Consider the following 18,410-nt stretch of genomic DNA (forward strand, 5'->3'; position numbering starts at 1 on the left):
TCGGATCAAAGGAGACCCATGAGCGAGACCACCGCAGAGAACCGCATCAACACAGCCGACCTCTTTGACGAGCGCGGTGACGAACTGGACTCTGTTGCCTTGCAGTTCCAGTCCATCGGCGGCCATTCTCATTTCAGCGGGCCCGTTCGCACGGTTCGCTGCTTCGAGGACAACGCCTTAGTGAAGTCCGTTTTGGCTAGCCCCGGGCGCGGAGCCGTACTGGTGGTGGACGGCGGCGGTTCGCTACGCACGGCTTTGATGGGGGACATGATCGCGGCGAGCGCCGTGGAGAACGGGTGGGCCGGCGTCGTTATTAACGGTGCGGTCCGTGACCGTGAAGCGATTGGCGAGTTGCCACTGGGCGTTAAGGCGCTGGGCAGCAATCCGCGTAAGAGCAGCAAAACCGGCGCTGGCGAGGCTGATGTCGAGATAGAGATCGACGGCGTGACCTTCCGTCCCGGAGCCATGATCTTCTGCGACCCCGACGGCATCCTCACCGACCTCTAACTTCCTCCCCTTTCGCCGAGTGGGTAGATAACGTCGCTTTGAGGCCCTTCAAAGGGACGTTATCTACCCACTCGGCGAAAATATTTAACACTCCGGGAACAAAGTCCGGGATAAGATAGTTACTGAAAGCAACTATTAATGCTTAGCCCCCCACTTCCTGGAGAAATTCCATGTCTACCACCCTGCCCAAACGCCGCGGCACCGTCGCGGCCGGCGAGACTCTGAGCCAGCGGCAAACCGTACTGGTCATGATCGGCCTGATGCTCGGAATGTTCTTGTCCTCCTTGGACCAGACCATCGTCTCGACCTCGATTTACACCATCGCCAACGACCTTGACGGCCTTTCATTGCAGGCATGGGCCACCACGGCGTACCTCATTACCTCCACGGTCAGCACCCCGTTGTACGGCAAGCTCAGCGACATCTTCGGACGCCGCCCGCTCTACCTGATCGCCATCATCATCTTCTTGGCCGGCTCCCTCTACGCGGGTTCTGTGCACTCGATGACGGAACTCGCTATCGCCCGCGGCATCCAAGGCCTCGGTGCAGGTGGTCTGATGGCCTTGGCCCTGACCATCATCGGCGACATCGTTGCTCTGAAGGACCGCGCCAAATTCCAGGGCTACTTTATGTCCGTCTTCGGCATCTCCTCCGTACTGGGCCCCGTGATCGGTGGCGCCTTCGCCGGAAGCTCGAACATTCTTGGCTTTGACGGCTGGCGCTGGGTGTTTTTTGTGAACCTCCCCATCGGTCTCGCAGCGCTGACTGTTGTGTTTATGTTCTTGCACTTGCCCACACGGCACGTCAAACAAAAGATCGACTACTGGGGCGCCGCGGCCATCACCTTGGCGATCGTCCCCTTGCTCCTCGTCGCCGAACAGGGCCGCTCATGGGGTTGGACTTCAGGGAACTCGTGGCTCTGCTACGGCCTCGGAGTCATCGGTATCATCGCGTTCCTATTCGCCGAACGTCGTGCCGGTGACTATGCGCTGATCCCCCTGCGACTCTTCAGCAACATCACCTTTGGCTTGTCCTCACTACTGAACTTCATCATCGGTGTGGGTATGTTCGGTGCCATCGCCATGCTGCCAATGTATCTCCAGCTGGTTAAGGGGCTCACCCCCACAGAAGCTGGCCTGATGATGATCACTTTCACCGTGGGTATCCTGTTTGGCTCGATCACGGCAGGCCGGACCATCTCCGCCTCCGGCACGTACCGCGTTTTCCCGATCGTTGGAACGGCCATTCTCACGGCCGCGGCGCTTGTGATGAGCTTCTCGCTGCACTGGGACACGGAGCTGTGGGTCCCCGGCCTCATCGCCGTATTCTTTGGTGTTGGACTGGGCTTCTGCATGCAGCCGCTGACCTTGGCTATGCAGGTATCCGTACCGGCCAAGGACATGGGCGTTGGAACCTCCACCGCCGCGTTCTTCCGTTCTATGGGTGGCGCAGTGGGCACCGCAGTGTTCATCTCAATGCTCTTTAGCCTCGCGGCAGACAAAGTTGCCAGCGGCCTCAAAAATGCCATGGCCAATCCGGATTACCTCAAGCTCCTCAAGGATCCGGCGATCGCCTCTGACCCGGCCAATGCCAAGCTCTTTGAGTTCTTCAAAAAGGGCGCTTCCAACGATTCGCTCAACGACACAAGTTGGCTGCATGGCGCTAACGCGCAGCTGACCCAGCCCATCACGGATGGCTTCGCCCAAGCGATCGACGGCGTGATGCTCACCGCAGCAATTCTCACCGGCATTGCGTTCTTGATCAGCTTCGCTTTGCCCAACCGCAAACTCACTGATCCGAGTAGCGGAGCCGCACCAGCAGACGCGGACGCCCTGCCTGTCCACTAGAAGAGCCCCCGCATAAGCGGAGCCAAGCAACCAAGCCGGGAACGCGCCGTCGTAATGTCGCCTTAAGCACATTTAGGGCCCAGAACGACGGCGCGTTCCCTGCTTAACTGGCACCGCACCGGTCCCGGTGCAAGACTGGATGGAAATGTGCCGGGAAGCCAAGGATGCCAACTCGACGCCCTTAATAATCCGAGTAGGAGCAAAGATGTCCACGGAAAAGCAGCACCAAGGCCCGGGTAGCGATGCCCCGCAGGCCAACACTAAGATCCCACCGAGGGTCATTTGGCTTGCAGTAGCAGGAGCCGTGGGAGGATTCCTCTTCGGTTTCGATTCTTCCGTGGTTAATGGCGCGGTTGACGCCATCAAGGATCAGTTCGCGCTCTCCGAGGCCGTCACCGGGTTCGCTGTGGCTGTGGCTCTCTTAGGTTGCGCCGTGGGTGCGTACTTGGCCGGTCGAATCGCTGACAAGTACGGCCGAATTCCTGCGATGAAGCTTGGCGCAGCACTATTTTTGATCAGCGCCCTCGGTGCCGGTTTTGCCTTCGGTGTGTGGGATCTGATTATCTGGCGCTTGGTGGGTGGCTTGGGTATTGGCTTGGCTTCGGTGATTGCCCCCGCGTATATTTCCGAGATTTCCCCGCGCCAGGTGCGCGGCCGTTTGGCCTCCCTGCAGCAGTTGGCCATCACCACCGGTATTTTCGCAGCGCTGCTCTCCGATGCACTTTTTGCCACCTCTGCTGGTGGTGCTCACAATCCGCTCTGGTTCGGCATTGAAGCGTGGCGTTGGATGTTCATTGCTGGCGCGGTTCCCGCAGTGGTTTACGGCTGGATCGCCTTTACGCTGCCTGAATCTCCGCGTTTCCTGGTTTTCCAGGGGAAGGAAGACAAGGCCCGTGAGGTCTTTGAATCCATTGCTCCTAACGAGGATACGGACCGCCACATCCGCGAAATCAAAGCGGCCATTTCCGAGGACAAACTTTCGGAGAAGAAGGGTGCTCTGCGCGGTTCCGCATGGGGTTTGCAGCCTGTGGTGTGGATCGGCATCATCCTCTCAGTCCTCCAGCAATTTGTGGGCATCAACGTGATTTTCTACTACTCCACCACTTTGTGGAAGGCAGTTGGATTCCAAGAAAAGGATTCGCTCACCATCTCCGTGGTCACGGCAATTGTGAACATTTTGGTGACCCTCGTGGCGATCGCCTTGGTGGACCGGGTTGGCCGCCGCCCGATTTTGCTGACCGGTTCGATTGGTATGGCAGTTTCCTTGGCAACCATGGCGATAGCTTTTTCCTCAGCCGTGGGCACGTCCCCGGACATTACTTTGCCGGGTGCGTGGGGGCCAGTGGCGTTGGTTGCCGCGAACGTTTTTGTGGTGAGTTTCGGCGCTTCGTGGGGCCCGTTGGTGTGGGTGTTGTTGGGCGAAATTTTCCCGTCCAAGATCCGTGCACGCGCTTTGGGCTTAGCCGCCGCAGCCCAGTGGGTGGCTAACTTTGCCATTACGCTCAGCTTCCCCGTGATGGCGGCAGGTTCTCTCCCGCTGACGTACGGAATGTACGCGTTGTTCGCTGCTGCGTCCTTCTTCTTTGTGATGTTCAAGGTGCCGGAGACCAACGGTATGTCTCTTGAGCAAGCCGAGACGTTGTTTGTAAAGAAGGGTTCCGCGAAGGTCTGAACGGCTCATTAAGAACGTGTGGCACCTACCTCGTTGAGGTAGGTGCCACACCTTGTTTGAAGCTGATTTACACGGCTTCTGGTTCGTGTTCTTTCAGGTAACGGCGTCCGCCAATAACTACCAAGGCTGAGATGGCCAGGGTGAGGGCAGCAACAAAGAACGGAACTTGAGCGCCAAAGTTTTCGCCCAATTTTGCGGCGAAGAACGGAGCCAGGGCACCACCTGCCCACCGAACAAAGTTGTAGCCGGCTGAGGCTACCGGGCGCGGGGAGTCAGAAACGCCCATGGCAAGCTCGGTGTAGATGGTGTTGTTGATACCCAGCAGTGCGCCAGCCACAATCACCAGTACGACGACGGCGGTCACCGAGTGCCCAGCGGCCAGTCCCAGTCCCACTAGGTCCAGCATCAGCAGTCCCAGCGTAAAGGCCAGCACCGTCACTGAGCCGAATCGACGCTGGAGGACCGGAGCTGCGAACACGGAAAACACCGCCAGGGCGACTCCCCAGCCAAAAAACACAGCTCCAATGCCGTAGGCGTCCATACCCAGGATGAAGGGGGTGAAAGCCAAAATGGTGAAGAAGCCGTAGTTGTAGAAGAGCCCGGACGCCGCAGTGGTCCGCAGTCCCTTGTGCCCCAGTGCAAGGAGGGGATCACGCAGGCGAACCTTTTTAGCTGGCAGCGCCGTTTTGGGGAGCATCACGAGGAGGGCGATAAACGCAGCGGCCATCAGTACTGCAGTCCCAAAGAATGGTGCGCGCCACTGCCAGCCGCCCAACAGTGCTCCAAGGAGTGGACCGAGCGAGATTCCTAAGCCAAGTGCGGCCTCATAAAGGATGATGGCGGTAGCTGCGCCGCCGCTTGCCACACCAACAATCACGGCGAGCGCCGTGGCCACAAAGAGGGCGTTTCCTAGGCCCCAACCGGCACGGAATCCAACGAGTTCACCAACGCTTCCGGAAGTTCCAGAGAGGGATGCGAACACCACAATGATGGCTAGGCCAGTGAGCAGTGTTTTTTTGCCGCCGATCCGGGAGGAGACAAAACCGCTGATCAGCATGGCGACTGCCGTGACGGCAAAGTAGCTGGTGAAGAGCAAGGAAACCTGGCTGGGACTGGCCTGCAGGTTTTTGGCGATTGCGGGCAGGATGGGGTCAACCAATCCGATGCCCATAAATGCAAAGACGGCTGCGAGCGCGGTGGCCCACACGGCCTTGGGTTGTTTGAGAAACGAGGCTTTTTCAGCTTCGAGCGTTTCTTCGCTTGCCTGCAGGGTTTCTGCGAGCTGGCCTTCCATCGAGGATTCTCCTAGTGCTTGGATGGCCAGGGCTGAGGCGGTTCAGTCCTGGTGGATGTTGTTATTGATTTTCGAGATCACCGGCAGTGCTTTGCTGAGCGCTTCCCGGTCTTGGGCGGTGAGGGCCGCTAAGACGCCGGCCATGGAGTGGTTGCGGCGTTCGTTGGAGCTAGCTGCTGTCTGTTTGCCGGCCTCAGTGAGCGCTACGCGCACGGCCCGGGAGTCCTCGGGATCGGGTTGGCGTAGGACGAGGCCGGCTTTTTCGAGCCGGATGATTTGCTCGGTGGCGCTGGGAACTTTAACTCCGAGGTTGCGTGCAATTTCGCCCACGCGGACGGGGCCGCTGGCCACCATGTTGAGCATGCTCAGTTGTGCGACGCTGAGTTCCCCGTCGGAGTCAAAACGCCGGGCGAAAAACACACTATGCCTGAGGGCTTCCCGAAATTCCGCGCTAAGGGCGAGCAGCTCGGGGCTGTGCTTCTGTTCAACGTTCATAGTTAGGTATCCTAACAGTTAGGGCACCTAACAACAAGTGTTGCTGGATCTGGTTAACGCGAAACCCCCTCTCAGCCTTCTATTCAAAGGTGAGAGGGGGTTCGTTAGAAACGGTGTTTAGCTCAGGGCCTTAGGCTTTTGCCGCGTCCCGTTCCTTGATTGCAGCGTCAATGAGTTCAACCACTGCACCAAAGAGCGGGTGATCCGCCTCCAGCCCCGTGATCTTCTCGGCAGCTTCCGCCGCTGAGCTCGAAGCCAAGATTCCACCAAGCTCAACGGCTTCAGCGTCAGCTGGATCGTCAAAGCGCAGTGCCGCACCCATCGCCTCAAGCAAGGCCGACGGCGTGGTCCCACGTTCGGCTAGTTCAGCCGCCGGGGAGATAAACCGTTCGTTGCGGCTCAGTTTACGCATCGGCGCACGGCCCACACGGTTCACAGTGTCCGGCAAGTACGGGTTGGTGAAACGGCCAAGAATCTTTTGAACGTAGGCCTCTTGTGCCGCCTCATCAAAACCATGTTTTGCCACCAACAATGCCTTAGTTTCCTCAAGCACTGCCCGCACCTTGGCACCAACAGTCGGATCTGCCATGGCAGCGGATATTTTCTCGATCCCAGCTGCATAACCAAAGTAGGCGGCCGAGGCGTGCCCGGTGTTCACCGTAAAGAGTTTGCGCTCGATGTACGGGCCCAGCGCGTCCACAAAAGTGGCTCCCGGAATGACCGGCGGAGCGCCCTTAAACGGGGTGGCATCAATAACCCACTCGTAAAAGGTTTCCACCGTCACGTCCATCCCCTGCCCTGCGGCCTGGTTGGGAACAATCCGGTCCACAGCGGTATTGGCAAAGACTGCCACCGAATCCAAAGAACCGGCTGCGTCATCCCAGTTAGCCACAATGGCGTCGCGGAGGATGTCCGTTGCGTTAATGGCGTTCTCACAAGCCATCACGTGCAGCGGCGCAAGTCCGGCGGGCCGGGCTGCCAGGCCGCGGGCGATGACAGGTGCCACGAACTTGAGGATGTGCGGCCCCACAGCTGTGGTGACCACATCCGCCGTCGCAATTTCTTCCACAACGGCGGCCTCTTGGCTGCCAGAGTTCAGCGCACGAAAGCCCGTGACAGTTTTGTCTGCCGGGTTCTCCCCCACTTCGTGAACCGTGTAGGAATCAGCTGCGGCAAGTTGGCTAATCAGCGCGTCTGCAACATCAGCGAACACCACCTCGTACCCGGCTTCGTGGAGCAAGAGCCCCACAAAACCGCGTCCGATGTTTCCAGCACCAAAATGAACTGCTTTCACTATGAATTCACCTTTTCAAAGAGGTCCAAGATCTCTTCAACGCTGGTGGCTGCTTCAAGCTGAGCCACCTGCGCCTTGTTAGTGAAGATCTTGGCGATGGAGGAGAGGATGTGCAGGTGCTCGTTGTTGACACCGGCAACACCCACCACAAACTTCACTTCCTTGCCGTTCCAGTCGATGCCCTCCGGGTAACGGATGAAGGACACGGCCGAGTGCAGGATGTGATCCTTGGCGTCGTTGGTGCCGTGCGGAATTGCGAGGAAACTGCCCATGTAAGTGGAGACGGATTCTTCGCGCTCATGCATGGCCTGAACGTAGCCCACATCCACAGCACCACGGTCCAGCAAGAGCTTTCCAGCCTCGTCAATGGCGCCATCACGGTCACGCGCAGTGCCATTAAGGATCACACTGGAGGACCGGAGGATGTCCTTGGACGCGGCACTTTGAGCCGCTTCCTCAGATACTGCCCCGGCAGAAGGCGCGACGTCGGCGCTAGCCACAGCGGCACCGCCACCTACCGCAGTACCCGCCGCAGCGGCGGCTGGTGCTGTTGTAGCCGTATCGGCGGGAGCAGTCTGGGAGCTGCGCACCAAATCAACAATCTCGTCGTAGCGCGGGCTGCCCATAAAGTTATCCACCGAGAAGTGCTGTGCGCTCTCGGTCCGGGGCTTGGCGCGCTCGGTGAGGTCTTGGTGGGTGACCACAACGTCGTACGTGTCAGTCAGGTTGGCGATGGCCGCGTTGGTGACCTTGACGTCGGTCAAGCCGGCCGCCTTGATCTTGTTGCGCAATACCGAGGCGCCCATGGCGCTCGAGCCCATACCGGCGTCGCACGCAAAAACGATATTTTTGATAGGACCAGCCAAAACAGCCGTTCCAACTCCTGCACCAGCTGCGCCCCCGTTGAGGGTGGAAGCAACCGAGCTCTTTTTGCCCTTCATGGCTTCCATCTTCGACGTAGCGGCACCCAAGTCGTCCTCGCCCTTGTCCTTAGAGGTACGAAGAATGACCGAAGCCACCAAGAAGGAAACGGCAGTAGCGAGGAGTACCGAGAGGATCACGCCAAAGTAACTATCGCGTGAGGTCTGCGCCAGGACCGCAATGATCGAGCCGGGTGCTGCCGGAGCCACAAGGCCCGAGTGAGTAATAGCAAGGGTTGCAATGCCCGTCATACCGCCAGCAATTGCGGCCAGAATCAGAAGCGGACGCATCAGCACGTACGGGAAGTAGATCTCGTGAATACCGCCGAGGAAGTGGATGATGGCAGCACCAGGAGCGGAAGCCTTGGCTGCTCCGCGGCCAAAGAAGCTAAACGCCAGCAGGATTCCCAAGCCTGGGCCAGGGTTGGCTTCGAGGAGGAAGAGGATCGACTTGCCCTGATCCAAGGACTGCTGGACACCCAGCGGGGTCAGTACGCCGTGGTTGATGGCGTTATTGAGGAAGAGCACCTTGGCGGGCTCGATGAAAATGCTGGTCAGTGGCAAGAGGCCATTGTTGACCAAGAACTGCACCACCTGGCCCGCACCGGCACTGAACCCGGAGACCACCGGTGCAACACCAAAGAACCCGAGCATGGCCAGAACGGCGCCCCAGATACCGGCTGAGAAGTTGTTGATCAGCATCTCGAAGCCGGGGCGGATTTTGCCGTCCCACAAGCGGTCAAGCTGCTTCATGGTCCAGCCGCCAAGCGGGCCCATAATCATGGCACCGATGAACATCGGGATACCAGCGCCCACAATCACGCCCATGGTGCCAATGGCGCCCACCACACCACCGCGGACGTCGTAGACCATCTTGCCGCCGGTGTAAGCAATAAGGAGTGGCAACAAGTAGGTGATCATCGGGCCAACGAGACCGATGTTGGCCACACCGGCAGAGTTTTCTCCGAATCCACCAAGGGCAGGTACCGGAATCCAGCCCTTCTCAATAAACAGGGCTGTAATTAGTCCCCAGGCTATGAACGCACCAATGTTGGGCATGATCATTCCGGAGAGGAACGTCCCAAATTTTTGTACGCCAACCCGCAGGCTGGTCCGGGGCTTATCCACGGCTTGTGTAGCCATCAGTCTTCCTCACGTCCGTCCCGCAACTCTGCGGAATCAGGTTGATAAATAACGTTGCAGTCCTAAGAACTGCCGGAAATTCGGTGCAGCCACTCTAAGAAGAGTTTTAGCTCCGAACTAGACAATTGATCCGAACGCGAAGCCTGCAGGGCCGCGTTTAGTGCTATTGCCGCAACCACCACGGGGGACTTCCCGAGATCCTCTGCTACGGCGTCACGGGCTTTCTCCGTGGAGATGGCGAAGATCATCGAATCCCGGGTCATCGTTGAGAGTTCCAGGTTTCGCTCCTCCGCCGGCTCGGCGATCAACATCAGGGTTGTCCCAACATTGGCCGCCAGCATGCTTCGAGCCGCCTCGCGCGGAGGCACGTTGATTAGTCCGGAGATTGCCGCTTTGCTGAGCATCTCTTCGAGGAGCGATTCCGCGTCTGAGACGATCGAGGGGCGGCTTTCAGGACGAATATTTCCAAACATCACCAAGTAGAGGTGTGGCTGCGTGAGCCCGAATTGAACGTGGTTGTCCCACATCCGGCGGACGTCCACAAGGGGTTCGCCGGAGGGTTCAAAGTCCCGCTCGCCCGCAACATATTCTTCAAAGCCGGCCGTAACAACTGCGTCAAAAAGGCCTTCTTTGTCCCCGAAGTGGTGGTACAGCGTGGGTGCAGTTACGCCTGCAAGTTTGGTGATTTGGCGCGTAGAAATGGATGAACCTTCCGAATTTGCCAGCAATTCGGCCGCTGCACGAAGCAGCCGAATCTTCGGCGGAAGCTGGTCATCCAAACTCATAAGCGCTACCCTATCACCTATAGCATTGCTATATGAAGTAGCTCACAAGCGATGAACCAGAGCCGTTTCCGTACCGAGCAGCACCACAAGCACCGAGCAGGAACAGAGGATTCAGTGTTGAACTTCCAAGGCGTAGGCGTCAGTCCGGGACGCATCGTGGCAGCCATTCGCCAGATGCCCAAACCCGTCAGCGAACCTCCCGTCGGCGAACAACTATCCGCCGGAACAACACCGGAAGAAGCCACTGCAGCTCTCAAGGCGGCAGCGCAAAACGTTCATGACCAGCTCAGGGAACGCTCCGAGAAAGCTACCGGAGACGGTAAGGCAGTCCTCGAAGCCACCGCCTTGATGGCCAAAGACACCATGCTCATCAAGGGTGCGGCCAAGCTCATCAACAACGGAACTTCGCCTGAACGCGCCGTGTGGGAAGCAGCCGCGTCCGTCTCCGAGATGCTCCACAACCTAGGCGGCTACATGGCCGAGCGAGCTACCGACGTGTTGGACGTTCGCGCCCGCATTGTGGCTGAACTTCGGGGAGTTCCCGCGCCTGGCATTCCCGCTTCAGATACCCCGTTTATTTTGCTCGCCGAGGATCTGGCCCCGGCGGACACGGCAACCCTGGACCCGGCGCTTGTCCTAGCGCTGGTGACTTCTGGCGGCGGCCCGCAGTCCCACACCGCCATCATCGCCCGCTCCCTAGGTCTGCCCGCTGTTGTGGCAGCACACGGTGTTGAAGCCCTCGCAGACGGCACCGAGGTTTATGTTGACGGCGCCGCGGGAACGCTCAATGACCAGCCCAGCGACGATAACCGCGCCGCTGCTCAAGCGTGGACAACCACTGCGGCCACGTTGAGTGAATTCGATTCAAACGGTACGACGGCGGACGGCCACTTGGTCCCGCTGCTCGCCAATGTGGGTGGAGCAAAAGACGCCGTGGCCGCCGCGGCTATGGGTGCCCAAGGTGTGGGACTGTTCCGCACCGAATTCTGCTTTTTGGAACGCGATTCTGAGCCCACCGTTGAAGAGCAAGCTGCAGCCTACAAGGCCGTCTTTGATGCTTTCCCGGGCAAAAAAGTTGTTTTGCGTACCCTTGACGCTGGCGCCGATAAGCCGTTGCCGTTCCTCACGGACGCCACCGAGCCCAATCCGGCACTTGGTGTCCGCGGCTACCGCACGGACTTCACCAGCCCTGGTGTTCTAGACCGTCAGCTGCAGGCGATTGCTATTGCCGCACAGGACTCAGAAGCAGACGTGTGGGTCATGGCACCGATGATCTCAACAGCTGCTGAGGCCGCGCACTTTGCCTCCATGTGTGCCACAGCTGGCATCAAAACCCCAGGCGTGATGGTTGAGGTTCCCTCAGCTGCTCTCACCTCAGCGAGTGTTCTCAGCGAGGTCAATTTCGCTTCCCTGGGCACCAATGACCTCACCCAGTACGCCATGGCAGCAGACCGCCAGCTGGCCCCACTAGCCGAGCTCAACACACCTTGGCAACCGGCCGTTCTACGGTTGGTCAAACTGACGGTTGATGGCGCCACAGAAGAAGGCAACGGCAAAACTGTTGGAGTCTGTGGTGAGGCTGCCGCTGACCCAGCCCTCGCCGTCGTACTCACCGGACTGGGTGTTAACACCCTGTCCATGACGGCCCGAGCATTGGCGTCCGTGGGTGCCGTACTAAAAACCGTGACGTTGGCCCAGGCGCAAGAATTGGCTCAACTGGCTTTGCAGGCGCGGACAGCCACTGAGGCTCGTGAAGCAGTCCGCGCTAAACTGCCGGTACTTGCCGAACTGGGACTCTAGGTTTTATAGCCCCGTCAAGCAACACATAAGCTGAATGCAAAAGCTGATTTCAAGGAGAACGTTATGTCCGAACGCACAGCCACCATCGCCAGCCGCTCCGGCCTCCACGCACGCCCGGCGGCCATCTTCGCCGAGGCTGCAGGTGAGCAGCCCGTTGAGGTGACCATCGCCAAGCAAGGTGACCCGGTTGAGGACGCCATGGACGCCTCGAGCATCCTGTCCTTGATGACTCTGGGCGCAGCCAACGGTGACGTTGTGGTTCTCCGTGCCGAGGGTGACGGCGCTGACGCCGCCCTCGATGCACTCGTAACCTTGCTCGAAACGGACCTCGACGCCGAGTAATTTCGTGGCATTGATCACTCCGCGCGTCAGCGCCCCACTACCGCTCGAGGACGCAGCGAAACTTCGCCGCGTCCTCGACGGCGGCACTGACATCACTGTCTTCGTTGACGGCACTGTGCACCGCCTCCCCGCAGCCGCACGCGACTCGGTGGTGGACCTTTTAGGCCGCCTGAGCCGCGGAGAATCAGTGACTGTCAGCAGTGTTGCGGAATTACTGACCACTTCTCAGGCCGCTGAGTTGGCCGGAATTTCCCACACCTATTTGCGTAATATGACTGACCGCGGTGAGATCCCGGTGGAGTACCGCGGCACTCATCGCCGCATCCGGAGTGAGCACATTATGGCGTGGCTGGCTGCGCAAAAAACCAATGAGGCACCGGAAGCCACACCGCCCGCGGGATAAGATAAATCCGTGGCGAATATTCTGGGATGGCATACGGTGGCGGGCATTCTTGCTGCGATCGTTGCCGCCGTTCTGGGAACGGTTATGGGATTCGAAGGTCCCGCTCAAGCCATGTTTGTGGCAGTTGCCTACGTGGGGGTCACAATGTTTGTTGACCACCGCCGCCGCAAAAACCGTGCCGCAGTGGATGCACAATTGCGCGAACTTCAGGCTAAAGCCGAAGACTCTGAGCCGCGCTTCCCCCAAATGCTAGACAGGCGCCAACTTCAACGGCCCAAACTCTAAGGTCACCCCGACTTTTATAGACGTGGCCGCCCACTCCACCGGAGTGACTTGATCCCCGCGTGAAGTTCCAGCCGTAAAGCACCAGAGAGCGGATCGGCCCCCAGAATCTGCCGGACTCTAGATAAGCGGTTGTAGATGCTACTGCGGTGCAAGTGCAGCGCAGAGGCCACCTCCTGAACCGAGCCGTTGCTGTCATACAGAAGCTCCAGAACCGGCAGCAGCTCTTTATTCCTGTCCTCCACTTGCAGCTTGCGAAGGTTAGAGGTGCCCTCCTCGGGCCAATGAGCAGCCCCGTGCGCGTGAGCAAAAAATTGGTAAATGCCGGTGCTGCGGCTATCTACGAGCTCACCCAGTTGAGGGTCGACGGCGGCAGCTTGAGCTGCTGCTTTTGACTCCCGGTACGCTGCGGGCAACTCCCGGATAGTGCCAAAAGGTTCGCTGATTCCCAAAATCACCCGGGCCACCGGTATCCCAGCCCGCTTGGCCAGTTCAAGTTGATAGTGGACCATCACTTGAGCGTGATCGGCCCGTCCTGGGGACGCTTTAAAGAGCACTACGGCATGGCTTTGAGTTCCTGCGGAGAAGAGTGCCGCATCCACGCCAATCGTCGCTTGCAGGGCCGCGTTGCGGTGGATCAGGGTTGCCGCATGTGGGTCAGCGTCGCCCGGGCTAGCTGCGCCAGAAGGATCTTGCGCGTGTTCATGGGCGCGGCCCAGTACCGTGACTATCTGCCAGGGTCCCCTGCCGTGGACTTCGCGCCAACCACTAACAGTCCCCAGAGCGTTTACGTCCCCTTCACACGAGGCGAGGAACTCTTTTTCACGTAGCCGGCGAGTCTGGGATTCTGCAGTGTTGGAGTCCAATAACAGCGTGGCCAGCAACTCTAGTTCCCGGTGAACGGCCGGTAGCTCCGTCAGGATGCCGGTGGCGCTAGCCTCTTGAACATCCTGCTGGACCCACAAGTACCCCACTCGGAAACCACGGACCAGCAGTGGCACACAAACACGGCCCAACATACCCAATTCCTCGTTGGCTGGAACCACCACGGGCCGCACGGCTGTGGCAATTCCGTGGGATAACTGCCACGCATTAACGTCCATAGGAACGCGCTTGCTCAGTAGGAAGTTCACCCGTACCCGGTCTGCGTGGGACTGGTTGGCACTGTAGGCGAGGAGCACGCCGTCGAGGTCTTCAAGGGACAGTCCGCGGCCCAAGCGGTCTGCAAGTTGTTCCACGATTTGTTCAACGTCGGGTTGGGGCATAAAAACCATAGATTCAGAGTACGTTCCACTCACAACACTAGGCGACAATTGACGCTACTCAGTTCAACAAATGTCGAGTGATTGATTTCAAAAATCCCTAGAAATCAAGGATGTTATTTCGCCTCCTTTGCGGACCCCTGTCTGGTAGCTCACAAACGGTCATAAGCTGAAACCGCAACAGTCGCACACCATAACGGAGCAAAAAATGATCATCGGCGTCCCCAAGGAAATCAAAAACAACGAATTCCGCGTCGCCATTACCGCCGCTGGTGTGCACGAGTTCCGCACTCACGGCCACAGTGTGCTGGTGGAGCGTGGCGCAGGCCTAGGCTCTGGCATCACCGATGAGGAATACTCCATTGCCGGCGCAGAGATCGTCGCCGAGGCTGATGATGTGTGGGCCCGCGCCGACATGGTTATGAAGGTCAAGGAGCCCATCAAGTCCGAGTACCACCGATTCCGCAAGGGCCTAATCCTCTTCACCTACCTGCACCTCGCAGCAGAGCCTGAGCTGACCCAGGAACTGATCAACTCCGGCGTGACGGCTATTGCCTATGAGACAGTCCAGGACGGCCGTGCCTTGCCGCTCCTGGCCCCGATGTCCGAGGTTGCTGGCCGCTTGTCCGTTCAGGTGGGCGCTACCTCTTTGATGGCTCCGGCCGGTGGCAAGGGTGTTTTGCTAGGCGGCGTTCCGGGTGTTCGCCCGGCCAAGGTGGTTGTTCTGGGTGCCGGTGTGGCTGGTACCAACGCCGCAGCCATGGCTTTGGGCCTAGGCGCCGACGTGACCATCCTGGACATCAACATCAACCGCTTGCGTGAACTGGATGCGCAGTACCAAGGCCGTCTGAAGACCGTGGCATCCAACGCGTACGAGATTGAAAAGTCAGTGGTCGATGCGGACTTGGTAATCGGCTCCGTGCTAATCCCCGGGGCCAAGGCCCCCAAGCTGGTGACCAATGATCTGGTGGCCCGCATGAAGGCCGGTTCGGTCCTTGTAGACATCGCCGTGGACCAAGGCGGTTGCTTCGAGGACACCCACCCCACCACACATCAGGAACCCACCTACAAAGTGCACAACACCATCTTCTACTGCGTGGCCAACATGCCTGGTGCCGTGCCGAACACCTCCACCTACGCGCTGACCAACGTCACGCTTCGCTACGGCGTAGCCCTGGCGAACTTCGGCGTGCGGACCGCTTTTGAGAAGGACGCAGCCCTGGCTGCTGGCCTGAACATCGCCGCTGGCCGGGTGGCTCACCACTCGGTGTCCGAGGCACACAACCTCCCGCTCGCCGCCGATTGGCACGAACTGGTCACCGTATAAGCGAAACGCTCCACGTGGTTGTGGCTTAGCTGGTTTTCTGACTAGCCGGTTTCCTGACTAGCTGAGTTCCTGCTCGGCGATTCGCCGCGCAGCCTCCATGAGCCGCAGCACCTCAATGGGCCCTTCCGGATCTACCGGGACGGGCCCATTGGCGTTAATGGCCTTCGCGAGCAGGCGGTAAAACTCGGGGTAGTTCCCGCGTTCGGTTTGGACGCGGCCCAACGACCCCGGAAAACCCAACCAGCCGTGCGCTTGGGCCGGTTCAATCCCATAGCCTGGGTCGCTTGGCAGCATTCCACCCTGCAACTGGGCCTCTTGAGGGTCAATGCCACTCTTGAGATACGTGCCCTGAGTGCCCAAGACACGGAAGCCCGGGCCCGGCTGTCCGGAGAGCTGATTCATGGTCAAGTGGCTCATCACCGGGGCAGCATCCCCCACTGGGTTGTGCCGAAGAACCACAAAAACGTCATCATCGGCGTGCTCTTGTGGCCGCCGAACTTGGATCTCTGCGTGCACCACGGCGGCCGGGCCAAAGAGCTGTACGGCGATGTCTAGGAGGTGGGTGCCCAGGTCATAAAACACTCCCCCACCATCGGCCACTGTGGCTGCAGCCTTCCACGATTTTGTGATCTCCGGCTGCCAGCGTTCCATGCCCGATTCGAACCGAGTCACAGTCCCTAGCTCGCCGCGTTCAAGCAGGCCTTTGACCGTGAGGAAGCCGTTGTCCCAGCGCCGGTTTTGGTAGACGGTCAGTTTCCGGCCCAGGCGCTGGGCGAGTGCCACGAGTTCCTCACCCTGCGCACTCGTGACCACAAACGGTTTATCCACCACCACATCTAGGCCCGCCTCCAGTGCTGCTTTCGCGAGCGGATAGTGGGTGGCTGGCGGTGTGCCGAGCACCACCAAATCCAACTCGTCAGCCTTTTCCAGTACCTCAGCGGCCCCACGCACGACGACGGTGCCCGGGTAACGCCGTCGGGCATCAGCTGCGCGCTGTACGTCCGAGGTTGCGATGATGTCCAGCGAAAAGTCTGGGTTAGCAGCGATGAGTGGGGCGTGAAAAACGCTCCCGGAGAGCCCAAACCCAATCACCGCTGTCCTGATGTGGCCTGTATGAAATTGCTCTGCGGGCGTGGAAGCTTCGCTGCTGCGTGTCATGTTCCCAGCCTATTGGCACACAAAACTTGTGGGCACACAAAAGGCCGGCATATCCCCGAAGGAACATGCCGGCCTTTTAGTTCATCAAACTAGATCAGTTCAAGCTAGCGGCTCACACCTGACCAGCTCAAGGTCGATCTACTTGTGGGTAGAACCCTTTTCCCAACCAACTGTTGACCAGTCGGTGGTCTTGAAGAGGTCTGCGCCGTAGTTGGCGAGCCCCTTGTGTACAAAGAAGATCTCCGGACCGTTCATCACAACGCCCATGGAGTAGTACTTAGCCATGTGCTTCTTTTCAACCTCCATGGCTGCCTTGTTGCGCTCAGTGTTGTCAGCGATGGAAGCAACCTTTGCAATCTCGGCATCCAGCTCAGCGTCGCCAAGCTTGTTGTCGTTGATAGCAGAGGAGTAGAACTGCTTGACACCATCAGTAGCGTCAGCACCCACGGTGTAACCGGAGATGGTCAGATCGAACTCACGCTCGCCGACAACCTTGCCGAAGTCAGCGTCACCGCGCTGGTCAATTCCAACATCCATACCGGCGGCCTGGAGCTGCTTCTGCAGGGTCTGAACCGTTGCCAAACCAGTGGGGTCATCACCGAAGTTGGTGATCTTGAAGGAGACAGTCTTGCCGTCCTTAGCCATTACGCCCTTGTCGTTGGCTTTGTAGCCAGCGTCTTCAAGAACCTTCTTGGCCTGATCAGCACCGAATTCCGTTACCGGGTAGTTGTCCTGGTAGTACGGGGAGAACGGCATCAACATCATGGAGCCGGAGCTCTTCTCTTCCCAGTTCAATCCGTTGAAGCGAACCTTGCGGAGAGCTTCGCGGTCAACAGCTGTGAAGATTGCCTTGCGAACTGCAACGTCCTTGAGAGCGGGGCGGAGTGCGTTGATGTTCAAACCACCGGCGAAGAGGCGCTGACCGCGACGAATGTCAGCGTCCTTTGCACCTTCAAGAGCCTTGTACTTGGTCAACGTACGGCCATCAGCCATATCAACTTCGCCGTTCTTGAACGCAGCGGAGGTTGCAGCGGCCTCAAGCTGGCGGAAGATCACACGATCCAGTACCGGCTTGGCACCCCACCACTTGTCGTTAGGCACCATGGTGACGGTCTTTGCAGCGGAGTCGTACTTCTCGAGCTTGAACGGGCCAGCCATCCACTCGGGGTGCAGTTCACCGGTGAAGCCGTCATTGAAGACTGCCGGGGTGTTGACCTTGGGGTTAACAAAGCCGGTGAAGAGAGCGTCCAGGGGGTACACGGGCTGCGTGGTGGTGACAACAACTTCCTTGTCACTGGCTCCAGCCTTGACCGAGTCAACAAACTCGTAGGCACCCGGGGTCACAATGAGGACGTCCTTATTTTTGCCGTTGAGCATGTTCCAGGTGTTCTGGAAAGTCTTTACATCGATCGGAGTTCCGTCGTTGTAAGCGGCTTTGTCATTGATCTTGATGGTGATGGTCTGCTTGCCATCTTTGACCTCTGACTTGAAATCGGTGCAGAAGTCCTTGTTCAAGGTCACGGTGCCGTCGTAGTCCGAGGACCAGCAACCGGTGTTGCCGGCAACGTCCATCGGGCTGTGCAGCGTGGTGTTGTCTGCGTTGTTGCCTTCATCGGAGAAGCCGTTGAAAGCCGGACCGATGTTACCCAAGGGCAGAGTTACGGTGCCGCCCTGATCCAGCTTGTCAACGGGCTGCGCGTTGACGCTGACGAGTTTGCCGAGGTCGCCAGTAGCGTCGGCGCCCTTACCAGCTTCGGGGCCGGAATTGCCACCGTTGCCTCCGCCACAGCCCGTGAGGGCAAGCGCTGTGGCAATAACTACCGCACCGCCAATGCTTAGGTTCTTCTTCATGGTGTTCCCTTCAAGTGGAGCGAGTTGT

Annotated in this window: 16 protein-coding genes; 8 read left to right on the forward strand and 8 right to left on the reverse strand. The window is 58.9% G+C overall.

Features of this window, described 5'->3' with window-relative positions:
* Nucleotides 1-18: 18 nt before the first annotated feature.
* From rraA to ACQQCD_RS12260, 3 genes are all read left to right on the forward strand, one after another.
* Entirely contained in the window at nucleotides 19-507 is a 489-nt protein-coding gene (rraA, locus tag ACQQCD_RS12250; protein ID WP_430268658.1) for a ribonuclease E activity regulator RraA, read from the forward strand.
* Nucleotides 508-677: 170 nt separating this feature from the next.
* Nucleotides 678-2,354 carry an MDR family MFS transporter gene (locus ACQQCD_RS12255; protein WP_430268659.1) on the forward strand — a complete coding sequence of 559 codons (1,677 nt, stop codon included), beginning with the start codon at nucleotides 678-680 and terminating at the stop codon, nucleotides 2,352-2,354.
* A 205-nt stretch (nucleotides 2,355-2,559) separates the two neighbouring features.
* Nucleotides 2,560-4,026, forward strand: coding sequence for a sugar porter family MFS transporter (locus tag ACQQCD_RS12260; protein ID WP_430268660.1), 1,467 nt, complete (start codon nucleotides 2,560-2,562; stop codon nucleotides 4,024-4,026).
* A gap of 67 nt (nucleotides 4,027-4,093) precedes the next feature.
* Here the strand turns inward: ACQQCD_RS12260 and ACQQCD_RS12265 are convergent, their stop codons facing one another.
* From ACQQCD_RS12265 to ACQQCD_RS12285, 5 genes are all read right to left on the reverse strand, one after another.
* Nucleotides 4,094-5,320: an MFS transporter gene (locus ACQQCD_RS12265; RefSeq protein ID WP_430268661.1), complete on the reverse strand. Its 1,227-nt coding sequence runs from the start codon at nucleotides 5,318-5,320 to the stop codon at nucleotides 4,094-4,096.
* A 42-nt stretch (nucleotides 5,321-5,362) separates the two neighbouring features.
* On the reverse strand, nucleotides 5,363-5,815 hold the full coding sequence (locus ACQQCD_RS12270) for a MarR family winged helix-turn-helix transcriptional regulator (protein ID WP_430268662.1): 453 nt from the start codon (nucleotides 5,813-5,815) through the stop codon (nucleotides 5,363-5,365).
* 130 nt (nucleotides 5,816-5,945) lie between these two features.
* Nucleotides 5,946-7,109 carry a mannitol-1-phosphate 5-dehydrogenase gene (locus ACQQCD_RS12275; RefSeq protein ID WP_430268663.1) on the reverse strand — a complete coding sequence of 388 codons (1,164 nt, stop codon included), beginning with the start codon at nucleotides 7,107-7,109 and terminating at the stop codon, nucleotides 5,946-5,948.
* The gene (locus tag ACQQCD_RS12280) at nucleotides 7,109-9,172 is read right to left on the reverse strand and encodes a PTS mannitol transporter subunit IICBA (RefSeq protein WP_430268664.1); all 2,064 of its coding nucleotides are present in this window, start codon (nucleotides 9,170-9,172) and stop codon (nucleotides 7,109-7,111) included. Before ACQQCD_RS12280 ends, ACQQCD_RS12275 begins: the two co-directional genes overlap by 1 nt.
* 62 nt (nucleotides 9,173-9,234) lie before the next feature.
* The gene (locus ACQQCD_RS12285; protein WP_430268665.1) at nucleotides 9,235-9,957 is read right to left on the reverse strand and encodes a TetR family transcriptional regulator; all 723 of its coding nucleotides are present in this window, start codon (nucleotides 9,955-9,957) and stop codon (nucleotides 9,235-9,237) included.
* Between the two features lie 114 nt (nucleotides 9,958-10,071).
* Here ACQQCD_RS12285 and ptsP point away from each other — a divergent pair, with 114 nt between their 5' ends.
* The 4 genes from ptsP to ACQQCD_RS12305 all read left to right on the forward strand — a co-directional run bounded on the left by ptsP (nucleotide 10,072) and on the right by ACQQCD_RS12305 (nucleotide 12,787).
* On the forward strand, nucleotides 10,072-11,757 hold the full coding sequence (gene ptsP / locus ACQQCD_RS12290) for a phosphoenolpyruvate--protein phosphotransferase (RefSeq protein ID WP_430268698.1): 1,686 nt from the start codon (nucleotides 10,072-10,074) through the stop codon (nucleotides 11,755-11,757).
* Between the two features lie 63 nt (nucleotides 11,758-11,820).
* Nucleotides 11,821-12,099, forward strand: a complete 279-nt coding sequence (locus ACQQCD_RS12295; RefSeq protein ID WP_430268666.1) for an HPr family phosphocarrier protein — start codon at nucleotides 11,821-11,823, stop codon at nucleotides 12,097-12,099.
* A gap of 4 nt (nucleotides 12,100-12,103) precedes the next feature.
* The gene (locus ACQQCD_RS12300; RefSeq protein WP_430268667.1) at nucleotides 12,104-12,502 is read left to right on the forward strand and encodes a helix-turn-helix domain-containing protein; all 399 of its coding nucleotides are present in this window, start codon (nucleotides 12,104-12,106) and stop codon (nucleotides 12,500-12,502) included.
* A 9-nt stretch (nucleotides 12,503-12,511) separates the two neighbouring features.
* Nucleotides 12,512-12,787 carry a hypothetical protein gene (locus ACQQCD_RS12305; RefSeq protein WP_430268668.1) on the forward strand — a complete coding sequence of 92 codons (276 nt, stop codon included), beginning with the start codon at nucleotides 12,512-12,514 and terminating at the stop codon, nucleotides 12,785-12,787.
* Nucleotides 12,788-12,801: 14 nt separating this feature from the next.
* On the opposite strand, the gene ACQQCD_RS12310 is transcribed toward ACQQCD_RS12305, so the two are convergent.
* Nucleotides 12,802-14,049, reverse strand: coding sequence for a PucR family transcriptional regulator (locus ACQQCD_RS12310; protein ID WP_430268699.1), 1,248 nt, complete (start codon nucleotides 14,047-14,049; stop codon nucleotides 12,802-12,804).
* 205 nt (nucleotides 14,050-14,254) lie between these two features.
* On the opposite strand from ACQQCD_RS12310, the gene ald reads away from it, so the two are divergent.
* On the forward strand, nucleotides 14,255-15,373 hold the full coding sequence (gene ald, locus ACQQCD_RS12315) for an alanine dehydrogenase (protein WP_430268669.1): 1,119 nt from the start codon (nucleotides 14,255-14,257) through the stop codon (nucleotides 15,371-15,373).
* Between the two features lie 57 nt (nucleotides 15,374-15,430).
* On the opposite strand, the gene ACQQCD_RS12320 is transcribed toward ald, so the two are convergent.
* Together ACQQCD_RS12320 and ACQQCD_RS12325 are read right to left on the reverse strand one after the other, a co-directional pair.
* The gene (locus tag ACQQCD_RS12320) at nucleotides 15,431-16,531 is read right to left on the reverse strand and encodes a Gfo/Idh/MocA family oxidoreductase (RefSeq protein WP_430268670.1); all 1,101 of its coding nucleotides are present in this window, start codon (nucleotides 16,529-16,531) and stop codon (nucleotides 15,431-15,433) included.
* Nucleotides 16,532-16,669: 138 nt separating this feature from the next.
* Complete coding sequence (locus tag ACQQCD_RS12325; protein ID WP_430268671.1) at nucleotides 16,670-18,382, reverse strand: ABC transporter family substrate-binding protein; 1,713 nt, start codon at nucleotides 18,380-18,382, stop codon at nucleotides 16,670-16,672.
* Nucleotides 18,383-18,410 lie beyond the last annotated feature (28 nt).

Source organism: Pseudarthrobacter sp. J1763, from assembly GCF_050490295.1.
GTDB lineage: Bacteria > Actinomycetota > Actinomycetes > Actinomycetales > Micrococcaceae > JBNPEO01.